This window comes from Paenibacillus sp. 2TAB19 (assembly GCF_052115185.1).
In the GTDB taxonomy this organism is placed as follows: domain Bacteria; phylum Bacillota; class Bacilli; order Paenibacillales; family Paenibacillaceae; genus Pristimantibacillus.
The window spans coordinates 23,036-34,727 of sequence record NZ_JBFRGE010000069.1; the positions used below are offsets into that span (position 1 = coordinate 23,036).

Here is an 11,692-nt window from a genome sequence, read left to right on the forward strand (position 1 = left end):
CTTTATGGAAGCAAGCGATATTGCTGTTCTAGCTGCTGCAGCGTACGGCCAAAATGGCCATTGCAAGCCGTTAATCGATCGTCGATCTCTTCGGGCGGGAGTCCGAATTTATGCATTAGAATCGCGATGCGCGCATCGCCGTTTGCTTGTTGAACTAGCCCATGAGCAGTCCCTTCATCTACTTCGATCGCTTGCATCACCATACTCACGACACGATTTCGCAATTTCTCGTTGGTCGCCTGTACATTGACCATCAGATTGCGATATACCTTACCTAAACGAATCATCACCGTCGAGGAAATCATATTGACGACCATCTTCTGGCTTGTGCCTGCCTTGAGCCTGGTAGAGCCCGCAATGATTTCCGGTCCAACCTGTATTTCGATCGGATAATCGGCTTCCTCTCCGAGCGGCGTTCCTACGTTGCATGCAATCGCTACCGTAAGCGCACCAATTCGTTTCGCTTCATTTATCGCGCCCAGCACGTACGGCGTCGTTCCGCTTGCGGCCAATCCGACGAACACGTCCTTGTCCGAAAGCCTCTTCCTGGCATCAAGCTTACCGACCTCCACATCATCCTCGGCGTCTTCAACCGCTTGGAACATGGCCTCTTGACCGCCTGCGATGACAGCATTGAACAGCTCCCTGTCAACGCCGAACGTCGGAGGACACTCCGTTGCATCCAAACTGCCGATGCGGCCGCTAGAACCTGCCCCGAAATAATATAGCTTTCCGCCACTCTCTAGTCTCGCAACAATTTGCTCAATCGCTCTCTCAATATGAGGAAGCGCCTCTTTCACTCGCAAAGCTACGGTCTGATCCTCCTCGTTCATGAGGCGGATAATCTCGCCTACGGGCAGCTGATCCAGGTGCCGGGATCTGCCGTTGCTCTGCTCAGTCAATAACGATGACGTTTCTTGCTGCATCTTGACTCCTCCTACTGTTAGGCCAGCTTAAGTTCAATAGAAAATACGCCATCCACGCTATGAAATGAAGCTACAGCCTCAGCGAGCTTTCAATAATCTTCCCGGTTGCCGGGCTAGCAAGTCCCGCTTCATGCAGCGCCAAATAATAGGCGCCAACGGCGGGCGGGAGCGTCAGCAGACGGCACTCTCCTGCCTCCTTATCACGCTGCTGCAAGGCCGCTATGAATGCGGAATAGAAATAGGGGGCCGAGAACAAACCTCCTGCCGCGATAACAGGAAGTCTTTCATCCCCCAGCCTCTTTCGAACGGCACGGACCAGCTCTCTAAGCTCGCAGGCGGCTTCAGCAACGATTGTCTCGGCTACGGAATCGCCTTTCATCGCCGCATGGATAACGATATCGGACAGTGCCGCCAGCTCTCGGCGCATGGCAGGATGGCCATAAAGCCAATCAATTAGCGCCTCTGGTTGATCCAGTTCAAGCCTTGCCAGCACAGCTTCAGTCATGGACGTTGCCGGACCGCGCCCATCATAATGACGCATGACGGCCTGCAGCGCCTTCCGCGACAGCTCGAAACCACTGCCTTCATCGCCGAGCAAATATCCCCATCCTCCCGCTCTCTCCTCGCTGCTTTCAGGGGAGAGACGGCCATAGGCGATAGAGCCGGTTCCGGCTATCAATACAATACCGGGCTGTCCCCAAGTACCGGCAGCCCATGCGGCAGCGGCGTCGCTCTGCACAACGATTCGAGTTTCACGGGAGAAGTAGGGAGTCATGAATTGCTTCATAGCGGCTTTGTCGCTCGGACGGTGTCCGCCCGCTAAGCAAAGTGATAGACCTGCCACATCCATCATTGAGGCGCCGCAGCGGGTCAGCGTCTCCTCTAGCAATTGAAGCAGTATAGCCTCCGTCTCTGCACGGGTGCTTGATTTGACGTTGGTAGCCCCGCCATAACCCACATGTCTTACTTGACCTGTACCGTCCCCGACGACGCATAGAGTCTTAGAGCCGCCGCCGTCAATGCCAATATATAGACTCTGCTCCGGTCTTGTCATGCTCTTGCACCTCTTTGCCTTACATTATTTCTTCCGCCTTACAGCATGCTTCGTACGGTCTAGCGAGGCAATACTTTCCTCATAGCTGCCCGCAACCATGCCGACATACAAAATATCGATAACGTTTAATTGGGCGATACGGGAAGCCATCGCTCCGTTCCGAAAATTCTGATCGATCGTGCTCGTGAAGAGCGTTATATCCGACATATCGGCAATCGGACTATTACCGAATTGGGTTAAGGATATCACTGCCGCGCCGTTCGCCTTGGCGACCTGAAGCGCATACAGCACCTCTTCCGTACGACCGGAATGCGATATGCCAAGCACGACATCTTGGTCTGTCAGATTGGCGGCAATAATCGCCTGGATATCTCCGCTTGCTCCAAGCTCGCACCATTTGTTAATGCGCGAGGCTTTAAGTTGAAAGTCCTCCGCTACCAGCGCAGTCGGACCGATGCCGAACACCCCGATCTTTCGCGCCTGCAGCAGCTTCCCAACAGCTTGGTCGACAGCTTCCGGCGATAGCACCGTAAGCGAATCCTGTACGGACTTCAGATTACTGCCGCTCACCGAGGAGATAAGCTCCTCCGTCGAGCTACCAACTTGAAACTGCTGGTATTCCTCCTGCTTCGTATCGGAAAGAGCCAAATCAGCCGCAATGCGCAGCTTCAATTCCTTGAATCCCTTGCATTTCAACGAGCGGGACAGCCTGACAATAGTCGCTTCCCCGACCTTTGTCTTCTGCGCCAAACTCTGGACGGAAATATTAACAACCTCGTTCGGATGATCCAGTATATATTTGGCTGCCTGCTTTTCCATCGAAGATAAGGAATCGTAAGCGCCTTCTATGCTCATTAAYATCCCTTTTAGCGTCACTCTGCTACCACCGCCTTTCCTCTTCCTAATATCATTAGCTTTTCATACCCGTAAGCGCAATCCCCTCTATGAAAAAACGTTGCARAAGCAAAAAAAGAACAACAAGGGGCAATAGAGCCATGAAGGCTGCCGCCATCATAAGCGGGTATTCGGTTGAAAATTCACCAACGAAGCTAGCTACCGCCAGCGACAATACACGCATCTCGTCAGAATTCGTCAGGATGAGCGGCCAAATGAAGTCATTCCAAGACGCAATCAGCACGAAGATTGCCAGCGCCACGAGCCCGGAACGAGACAGCGGCAGATACAGACTCCAATAGATTCGGAAATAAGAGCTGCCGTCAATCTGAGCCGCTTCGCCCAGCTCCCGAGGAATAGATAGGAAAAACTGACGAAGCAGAAAAATCCCGAACGCGCTCGCAAGCCCCGGAACAATAAGGGCATTATACGAATCCAGCCATCCAAGCTCCTTCATCAATACAAATGTAGGAATAATGACAATCTGGCTCGGCACCATCATATTGGAGAGGATAATGAAAAACAACGTGTTCTTACCTGGGAAGGACATTGTCGCAAACGCGAATGCCGCAAGCGAGCAGAAGAACAACTGCCCTACTGTCTTGGACAGCGCCACGACGATTGTATTGAAATAATAACGGATATAATCGGTTTTCGCGAATACCTCCGCAAAGTTAGACCACTGGATCACATCCGGCAACAGCTTCGGAGGCGTCAGCATCGACTCCTCGAACGTCTTCAATGCGGTGTCAAGCATCCATAAGAACGGAACAAACATGAGGAATGCGCCTGCGATCAGAATGATATGGATGGTGACCTTGCTTGCCATTCGGTTCATCTTGTCGCCTCCTTTCTATTGATAGTGAACCCATTTTTTCTGTAGCGCGAACTGTACCAACGTGAAAGCCAAGATAGCAGTGAATAAAACGACAGCCTGCGCCGATGCATAACCCATTCGGAATAGAACGAAGCCTTGATCATAGATCGTATAGACAATAGAACGGGTCGAATTCAGCAGCATGGGATTCGGTCCCGAAGTACCGGTCGTGCCGCCTGTCATAACGAATACATAGTCGAACAGCTGCAAGCTGTTTATTAAAGCGATCAGCAGGACGAAAAACAGACTTGGCGTCAGCAGCGGCAGCGTGATGCGGAACAACTGATACCACTTCGACGCTCCATCCATTTCGGCGGCTTCGTAATAGGTTGCGGATATGCCTTGCAGACCAGCGATCAAAATAATCATATAGTAACCCACCGTCGACCAAATCGAGACGATGACGATGGACAACATGGTCATCGATGGATCGGACAACCAGTTCGGCTGCGGCAGATGAAGCAGTCCCAATACGTAATTGACAGGACCGAACTCCGCATTAAGCAGCCACTTCCAGATCAGTCCCACGGCTGTTGACATCGTAACAACAGGGACAAAATAAAGGGTGCGGTAGAGCGATAATCCCCTTATACGCTGATTCAGCAGTATCGAAGCTACTGTAGCCAGTCCGATCGATACCGGCACGCTAATTACAGTAAAGTAAACGGTATTTCGAATCGACTGAATAAACTCAGTGTCACGAAACAGCGCTGTGAAATTATCCAAACCTACGAAGATCGGCTTTGTTAATCCGTTCCATTCCGTGAAGGACAGCACAAGGGATGCAGCAGCCGGAAGCAAGTGGAACAAGGACAGCCCAAGCAGCGCAGGCGCGATGAACAGATACGCCCATCTCATTTCCAATTTTCGTTTCATCCGCTCACCAACCCGATCGGAAACCGAAGGGGCTTAGCTGCTCCCTTCGGTTTCTTTAATCTCATTGCTATTTATCTCTGCTCAATATTTCGTTCATCTGCTGTGCGGCTTTGGATAGAGCCTCTTCGACCGGAACAGTCCCGGTTAATGCTTCCGTTATGGATGCCGCCATTACCTTCTGCCATTCCGACGTGTTCTGCGATACCGGATAAGCTACCGCATCCGGGAGAGATACGACGAACGCTTTCATGTCCAAGGATGGAATCGACTGCGCCCACAGATCGACATAATCAGTATAAGCCGGGAAGTTGATTGCGTTTTTCCCCAGAAGCTCCTGACCCGCTTTGCCTGTCAGCAGATTCAGCAGTTTCCATGCCTCCTGCTGATGCTTGGACTGCTTATTAATGACCCAGCTGGAACCATGCACATAGAAACCGCTCTGCTCTCCGCTTGGAAGAACCGTAACCCCCAGCTTGTCGCCGAGCAACTTGTTTAGATTAAAGGCATCGAACGAACCTCCCGGATACATGGCCGCGTTGCCAGAGCCGAAGATTTGCAATGCCTCTGTCTCCAATTGCTGCTGCGCGGAAGGAGAAATGCCCTGATCCATCAAATCCTTCATGAATTGAATCGCCTTGATCGTGCCCTCTGAATTCAGTCCCGACGTCTTCTTATCGGCGCTGATCACACTGCCGCCCGCTTGATGGATGAGAGGATAATAGCCGATTTGATCCGCGTTTACCGCAATATAACCGTATTTATTAGCGGCTTTATCGGTCAATAGGGCTGCTTTCTCCTTCAGCGTATCCCACGTCCAGCTTTCATCCGGATACGGAACGCCTGCTTGATCGAACAGCTCCTTGTTATAGAACAATCCGATAGAGCCGAGGTAGAACGGAATGCCATAAGCATGGCCGTCGAGCTTATACAGCTCATTGATGCCTTGCGGATACACCGAAGTGTCCACTCCGTTTTTCTCAATAAGCGGTTGCAGGTCTGAGAGCAAGCCGAGCGATGCGAATTTATTGAAGTTCGGTCCGTTCATCATGAACAGATCGGGACCCTCGCCTCCGACGAGACTCGATTGCGTCTTTGTCCAATAATCCTTGACTGGCGTTATCGTAACTTGCACATCCGCCTCGGGATGATCCTGCTTATAAATCTCAATTACCTGATTGACGGTATCCTTCAGCTTCTCATCCCAGATGGCGAGGTTCAGCTTAAATTTCTCCTTGCTGCCCGTGTTTTCTTGGACGGCTTCCGTACTTGCCGGTTCCGATTGATTCTGTGACGCGCCGTTATTGCTGTCCGTTCCTCCGCATCCCGCCAGAATCACGCTGAGCATAGAAACCAGGAATACGATTATTAGTGCCTTCTTCATTTTCATTCCCTCCGTTATGGTTCAGTTTCTTCAAGCACTGCTTCCAGCGGTCTGGTCAGCGGGTTCATTTGTAATAATGTTTCATTTTGTATTATTATTAATGTAACATTATTTCATATTGAGCCAAAAAAATATGAACTCGCTTGATGAACTTTATTTTATTCACACTTAACCAACCTGTCAAGTATGAATTAAATGAATAAAACAGAAAACCCGACCTTGAGAGGTCGGGTAGATCCTATTAAGGTTGTATCGTCAGCCCTTGCCGGCAGCTTCCTTCGGCGTTTCGATGACATCGTCCTTCGTATCGGAGACGAGCTCCTTCGCTGATGATTTGAACTCATGCAGCGTCCGACCGACTGCGCGGCCGAGCTCCGGCAGTTTTGAAGGTCCAAATATGATGAGTACGACGACCAAAATCATTAGTAATCCCGGTAAACCAATATTTTGCAGCATATAATCGTTTCCCCTTCCTCGTCTTAGGTTAGATCGGCCAACTGCCCGTCGGTCAATCCTGGTTATGCGGTATCGGGTAAGCGGCGACCGCTTCGATCTCGATCAGCCAATCGGCGCTCACAAGTCCAGCGACGCCTACCGTAGAACGGGCCGGCTTTGTCGGATTTTCTTTGGTATTAAAAAACTTCGCGTATGCGTTGAACCAACCTGTATAATCGAACTTGCCCTGCAGAGCCGCGTCCGGCGTGACGTAAACACGCAGATAGATGACATCCTTCAGCGACAGTCCTTGATCCTGCAATTGTTTCTCAATATTTTTCATGATGCCTTCCGCTTGTTTCTCCGTATTTCCGTAACGCTCGTAAATGGTTTTGCCATCCTTGTTCAGCAGAGGCGGCACCGTACCGCTCGTGGAGAACGTCGCGGAGCTGGCAGGGAGCGCTACCGCGCTTGCGATGGACGAGCTGGGGCTGCCGTAAAATTCGGGCTCGTGTATCGGAGTTAACGGGAATTTATTCGGCGTTACAGTTGCTGCGTACACGGATGCACCGATGAAGCAGGACAGAATCGCTGTCCCGATCAATACTTTGATATTGCGCTTGATCGCCATAGGTATGAATCCCTCCAACTTATTAATAAGTATAATTGCCTTGTCCTAGCGATTTCCTTCCCTACTCCTTCATGACTCGTTGACTGATGTCGGTAACGACTGCTCTAGCCGACTCAATGCCGCCTGCCATCCATGCCGTGACGTAACTAATATGTTCCCCGGCCAAGTACACTCTGCGGTCGGGTTTGCAGAGCGTAGGATAGACAGTATTCCGTTGATCGCCGGAATAACCTACCCAGCCCCCTTCGTTATACTTGATCTTCTTCCAATCGATGGAGAACGACGCTTCGAATTCCTTGTGATATTGGGGATGGATCTTTGCGCCCTGAGCCAGCGCATGCGTCTCGCGCTCCTGGTACGACATCGCACCAAGCTTGTCCGCGCTGCCGCCGAACGCATAATAGCCGAGTAACAACCCCTTCTTCTGCATATAGCCGGTAGGAGGATAATAGATGGACGAAATATCCATGTTAGTCAGCGTGTTGCCGCCGTAAATTTGATCGTCTTCCTCCCAGAAGCGACGCTTGAATTGCAAGCCGATTTTACCAGCAGAGGCATAACCGATGCTATCGATCGCATTTTTCATCTCTGGCGAGAAGTCCGCTTTAATTTTCTTCAGAACCGGCAATGGGATCGTACAGATACAGTAGTCGCCTTCTACATTCTGGTATCCGCCTGTGGCCAAATTTTTGTACGTAACCGTGACACCCTTCTCGCTTTGCTTGATCTCCGATACTTCGGAATGAAAACGAATCTTGCCTTGAAGCCGTTTCTCGAACGCCTTCGGAATGGCATCCATGCCGCCTACCGGGTGGAACATCATCATTTGTTGGTCGTAGCCGTATTCGCTGCTCAGGTAGTTGCCGAAGCCGGAATTCAGGATCGCTTTCATGCTGAATGGATCGCGGATGACGCCGGCATCCAAGCGAGCCCCAGGCTCATCCTTATACCCGCCCCTCGACGAACCTTTATAGAACAGATCGGCATCCAATCCACCTTCCGAGCGAAGGTAAGCAACCAGCTTCTCCTTCTCGTCGGCTGTCAGCGGCTTGTCCAGCGCGTTCTGATTCACGGCCTTCGCCATCAGCTCGCTTACATATCCACGCACGTCAGCCTTTGCCTCTCGTTTACGAACCTTCTTGCCGGAGAGCTCCCCGACGTTCTCGTTATAATAATAAGCATGGTCATTAACGTTGTTGAACGGCTCGATCGGAATACCGAACTTGCGGATGTATTCCATCGTGACGTGGAACTGCGGTATTCGCATCGGACCGCCGTTCAAGTAAAGTCCGTCGGAGAACCTCGCAACCTGCTTCGTTCCTCCGATTTCAGTAACCGTCGTACCGCGGCGCACCGACCAGATTCGTCCTCCTGATCGCGCACGGGCTTCCAGAATGGTGCAATCGAATCCAGCTTGGCCAAGCTCGTAGGCCGCCGTCATGCCGGCGATGCCCGCCCCGAGAATGACGATTTTTTTACCTCCGCGGTTGCTCATCGACAGCGCGTTTTTGTCAGGCGGCTCGTAATCCGCCGCTTTCAGCGTCTCGGGCGACAGTAACCCCAGCGTGCCCATGACGCTGAATACCGCAGCGCCTCCCCCGAGCTTCCCTACCGTACCCAGAAACTGGCGCCTCGACATCTYGTTTGGCGTTTTATTCGACTCCATTCGTCTCCACTCCATTCTTCAGCATCGATGTGCTTTGTCCACCACACAACGACAAGATAGCATGGACGATTGGCAGTTTTCTATTTTCGTGTTAGAAAGTCTGACATAAATCATTTTTGGCATATTGTGAAACTACGATAAATTTTACGAATATAGGCTGGTTATCCTAGATTTACAGCCTAATAAATACCAAATACCAAATTACTAGTTCATGGAGATCATTGTCATTTACGAGTCGCCTTGCTAAAATCTCTTCCATAAGAAAGTAAATGTCACCTTATCTATCATCAATCTATTGCATAATTCACTCTTCCAGTATTCTATGAATCGATCCAGGAGGCGAAGCAATGAGTTACAAAGTGATGAGCATTGGTATGGTCAGACAATTGACAGGCTTGACGGAGAGGCAGATCCGATATTACGAGGACCGCCAGCTTGTATTTCCAGATCGTACTTCTGGCGGGGCAAGGAAGTTTTCGTTCGAGGACGTTGAGCGATTAAAAGAGATTCACCGAAAGCTAAGAGATGGCTTTCATACGTTCGAGCTGCGCAAAGCGCTCATGACCGAAACAGCTCATTCCATCGAAACATAGAGAGGAGAATGGTATAATGGGAAACCCGTTTTTGATGTCCTTCTTGGAGCACTTAAGCCAGCTGCGCAAACAGATCATTATCATTGCCGCTGTATTCGCCGGATGCACGGCCCTCGGACTTTTCGCAGCGCCTTTTATTTTCGATGCGATTAAGAGCGCGCCCCCGGCTTCACAGATGGAATGGAATACCTTTTCTCCTTTCGACGGTGTACGCATTTATATGATCATAGCCATGGTCGTCGCCTTAACGCTAACGTTACCCGTTGCGCTTGCTCTCATCTGGAGCTTCGTGAAGAAGGGGTTATATCCTCACGAACGGGCAGCAACGATCCGCTATATCCCGTACAGCGTCATCTGTTTCCTTGTAGGAGGCTGCTTCGGCTACTTTGTCGTCTTACCGATGAGCTTCTCCTTCGTTAACAACATCTCGGAGAATCTGAATCTGACCGAAACGTACGGCGTCGCCGAATACTTTGCGTTTATGATGAACATCGTTCTCCCGATCGCCGCAGCCTTCGAGCTGCCGATCATCGTCATGTTCCTCACGCGGATCGGCCTGCTCACGCCGGATCGCCTCAAGCGCTCGCGCCGCTACGCATATTTGATCTTGGTCGTCAGCTCCAATCTGATGACGCCGCCTGACATCGTCTCGGACTTCCTCCTTCTGATTCCGCTCCTCGCCTTATTCGAGATCAGCGTTTGGTTGTCTGGATCCGTCTACCGCAAACGATTGGCCGCTGAACCGGGCGTAGCGTAGACTATCAAAAAAAAGCCCAGCAGTCATAATGAAGTGCCCCCCTTATAGTAGACATTGGAAAAACCCACATGGGAAACCGATGATGCTTAGGGGGGATTTTTTATGAGCAAGAAAGAACAACCAAATAAATCGTATACAAAGGAAATAAGGCAGGAAGCTGTACGGTTACATGAGGAGGAGAAGTGGACGTATAGGCAAATTACTGAGAAATATGGGATACAAGATAAAGATAGGGTTCGTAAATGGGTCTATAAGTTTAGAAAACAAGGTGAATATGGATTATTGGATAATAGAGGTCGTAGGGTAGAATATGTCGATCAGGACCTATACACCAAGCAGCTCAAACGGGAGAATGCAGTGTTAAAAAAGTGCTTAGAAATCTGGAAACGGGAGGTGTAAAGGGCAAGTATGCCATTATCGAGGAGATGTCCGGAATGTATTCGGTGACTCTTCTTTGTGAATTACTTGATGTATGGCGAAGTGCTTACTATCGCTACCTTAAGCGTAAAATGGATGATCCAGACGGCGAAATTAAGAAGTGGATTAAAGATATTTATCTCCAGCGAGATCGAAAGTATGGCTACAGGAGGATTCAAGGTGAACTGGAGCGTCAATACGGAGATACAGTGAACCACAAGAAAGTGTTACGTCTCATGCAGGAAATGGGTATTCGATCTATCATTCGTGCTAAACGTCCTTACTTCAACACGTATCAGGCCGCGCAGTCAGACGGCAGAATTGCTCCAAATCTTCTGAATCGTGAATTCACGGCAACAAAACCAAATCAGAAGTGGGTTACGGACATTACACAGTACCGTGTAGGCGATCAGCGCCTATATCTTTCTGCCATAATGGATTTGTGTGGGAAAGACATCGTAGCCTTTCATATGAGCACTAGAAATGACAATGAGCTGGTATTAGACACCTTTAGCAAAGCTTTTGAAGAACACAAAGACGCTACAGGTAAGATAGCCGATCTAATCGTCCATAGCGATCAGGGCTCCCAATATACGTCTCATGTTTACCACGATCTACTGCCTACGGTAGGCGTCCAAATCAGTATGTCACGTCGGGGCAATTGTATAGACAACGCCGCAATGGAGAGTTTTTTCTCTCATTTGAAAACGGAAGCACTCTATCCCTATGATATTAGTTCAATTAGTGAGGCTCAACAACGAATTGAGGAGTTCATTCAATTTTACAATAATGAACGGATTCAAATTAAATTAAACAAACAGACACCAATCGAGTATCGACTACAATTTACAGCATGATCGTTAGACAAAAATCAAATGTTAGACTGAAATTCATTAAGCTAACTGGCAGGATTGATTATAAGAGTTCTTTACATCACCACTTTTTGGTGCAAATGTTATACTGAAAATTAGATCAGGGAATCACCGTCACCATATTATTCTTTTTTGAAGATCATGAATAAGAGAGGTATATTAAGATGGAAAAAGGGAAAATCGTATTTCTAAATGGTGTAACTAGTGCTGGGAAAACATCTATAGTAGATGCTATACAGTTAAAATCAGATGAATTTTTTTATGTTGTTGCAAATGACCTTTTTGAGAATACAATAGGCGATAACTATCTCCG

At 49.4% G+C, this 11,692-nt stretch carries 14 protein-coding genes; 5 read left to right on the forward strand and 9 right to left on the reverse strand.

The features are described 5' to 3' along the window. Positions 1-2 precede the first annotated feature (2 nt). The 9 genes from murQ to AB4Z33_RS23960 all read right to left on the reverse strand — a co-directional run bounded on the left by murQ (position 3) and on the right by AB4Z33_RS23960 (position 8,740). On the reverse strand, positions 3-926 hold the full coding sequence (gene murQ, locus AB4Z33_RS23920; RefSeq protein WP_442052297.1) for an N-acetylmuramic acid 6-phosphate etherase: 924 nt from the start codon (positions 924-926) through the stop codon (positions 3-5). A 70-nt stretch (positions 927-996) separates the two neighbouring features. Next, positions 997-1,980: an N-acetylglucosamine kinase gene (locus tag AB4Z33_RS23925; protein ID WP_442052298.1), complete on the reverse strand. Its 984-nt coding sequence runs from the start codon at positions 1,978-1,980 to the stop codon at positions 997-999. A gap of 24 nt (positions 1,981-2,004) precedes the next feature. Next, a complete protein-coding gene (locus AB4Z33_RS23930; protein WP_442052299.1) occupies positions 2,005-2,835 on the reverse strand; it encodes a MurR/RpiR family transcriptional regulator in 831 nt (276 codons plus the stop codon). Positions 2,836-2,890: 55 nt separating this feature from the next. Beyond that, positions 2,891-3,712 carry a carbohydrate ABC transporter permease gene (locus AB4Z33_RS23935; RefSeq protein WP_442052300.1) on the reverse strand — a complete coding sequence of 274 codons (822 nt, stop codon included), beginning with the start codon at positions 3,710-3,712 and terminating at the stop codon, positions 2,891-2,893. A gap of 15 nt (positions 3,713-3,727) precedes the next feature. Beyond that, positions 3,728-4,627 carry a carbohydrate ABC transporter permease gene (locus tag AB4Z33_RS23940; protein ID WP_442052301.1) on the reverse strand — a complete coding sequence of 300 codons (900 nt, stop codon included), beginning with the start codon at positions 4,625-4,627 and terminating at the stop codon, positions 3,728-3,730. Positions 4,628-4,694: 67 nt separating this feature from the next. Then, entirely contained in the window at positions 4,695-6,008 is a 1,314-nt protein-coding gene (locus tag AB4Z33_RS23945; RefSeq protein ID WP_442052302.1) for an extracellular solute-binding protein, read from the reverse strand. A gap of 255 nt (positions 6,009-6,263) precedes the next feature. Next, complete coding sequence (locus AB4Z33_RS23950) at positions 6,264-6,464, reverse strand: twin-arginine translocase TatA/TatE family subunit (RefSeq protein ID WP_442052303.1); 201 nt, start codon at positions 6,462-6,464, stop codon at positions 6,264-6,266. Positions 6,465-6,516: 52 nt separating this feature from the next. Next, on the reverse strand, positions 6,517-7,074 hold the full coding sequence (locus AB4Z33_RS23955; protein WP_442052304.1) for a RidA family protein: 558 nt from the start codon (positions 7,072-7,074) through the stop codon (positions 6,517-6,519). A 61-nt stretch (positions 7,075-7,135) separates the two neighbouring features. Further along, positions 7,136-8,740 (reverse strand): flavin monoamine oxidase family protein, encoded by a 1,605-nt coding sequence (locus AB4Z33_RS23960; RefSeq protein WP_442052305.1) that lies wholly within the window; start codon positions 8,738-8,740, stop codon positions 7,136-7,138. 347 nt (positions 8,741-9,087) lie between these two features. Between AB4Z33_RS23960 and AB4Z33_RS23965 the strand changes: the two genes are divergently transcribed. From AB4Z33_RS23965 to AB4Z33_RS23985, 5 genes are all read left to right on the forward strand, one after another. Next, positions 9,088-9,333, forward strand: a complete 246-nt coding sequence (locus AB4Z33_RS23965; protein ID WP_442052306.1) for a MerR family transcriptional regulator — start codon at positions 9,088-9,090, stop codon at positions 9,331-9,333. Between the two features lie 16 nt (positions 9,334-9,349). Further along, on the forward strand, positions 9,350-10,090 hold the full coding sequence (gene tatC, locus AB4Z33_RS23970) for a twin-arginine translocase subunit TatC (protein WP_442052307.1): 741 nt from the start codon (positions 9,350-9,352) through the stop codon (positions 10,088-10,090). Between the two features lie 102 nt (positions 10,091-10,192). Beyond that, positions 10,193-10,489: a transposase gene (locus AB4Z33_RS23975; RefSeq protein WP_442052308.1), complete on the forward strand. Its 297-nt coding sequence runs from the start codon at positions 10,193-10,195 to the stop codon at positions 10,487-10,489. Positions 10,490-10,515: 26 nt separating this feature from the next. Continuing rightward, the gene (locus AB4Z33_RS23980; protein ID WP_442052309.1) at positions 10,516-11,364 is read left to right on the forward strand and encodes an IS3 family transposase; all 849 of its coding nucleotides are present in this window, start codon (positions 10,516-10,518) and stop codon (positions 11,362-11,364) included. Positions 11,365-11,543: 179 nt separating this feature from the next. Continuing rightward, positions 11,544-11,692, forward strand: a 149-nt coding sequence (locus AB4Z33_RS23985; protein WP_442052312.1) for a phosphotransferase-like protein, incomplete at its 3' end; no start/stop codon positions are given.

Coding starts and splice junctions, on each gene's coding strand:
- murQ (WP_442052297.1), bottom strand. CDS start 926: ATGCAGCAAGAAACGTCATCGTTATTGACTGAGCAGAGCAACGGCAGA.
- AB4Z33_RS23925 (WP_442052298.1), bottom strand. CDS start 1,980: ATGACAAGACCGGAGCAGAGTCTATATATTGGCATTGACGGCGGCGGC.
- AB4Z33_RS23930 (WP_442052299.1), bottom strand. CDS start 2,835: ATGAGCATAGAAGGCGCTTACGATTCCTTATCTTCGATGGAAAAGCAG.
- AB4Z33_RS23940 (WP_442052301.1), bottom strand. CDS start 4,627: ATGAAACGAAAATTGGAAATGAGATGGGCGTATCTGTTCATCGCGCCT.
- AB4Z33_RS23945 (WP_442052302.1), bottom strand. CDS start 6,008: ATGAAGAAGGCACTAATAATCGTATTCCTGGTTTCTATGCTCAGCGTG.
- AB4Z33_RS23950 (WP_442052303.1), bottom strand. CDS start 6,464: ATGCTGCAAAATATTGGTTTACCGGGATTACTAATGATTTTGGTCGTC.
- AB4Z33_RS23955 (WP_442052304.1), bottom strand. CDS start 7,074: ATGGCGATCAAGCGCAATATCAAAGTATTGATCGGGACAGCGATTCTG.
- AB4Z33_RS23965 (WP_442052306.1), top strand. CDS start 9,088: ATGAGTTACAAAGTGATGAGCATTGGTATGGTCAGACAATTGACAGGC.
- tatC (WP_442052307.1), top strand. CDS start 9,350: ATGGGAAACCCGTTTTTGATGTCCTTCTTGGAGCACTTAAGCCAGCTG.
- AB4Z33_RS23975 (WP_442052308.1), top strand. CDS start 10,193: ATGAGCAAGAAAGAACAACCAAATAAATCGTATACAAAGGAAATAAGG.
- AB4Z33_RS23980 (WP_442052309.1), top strand. CDS start 10,516: ATGTCCGGAATGTATTCGGTGACTCTTCTTTGTGAATTACTTGATGTA.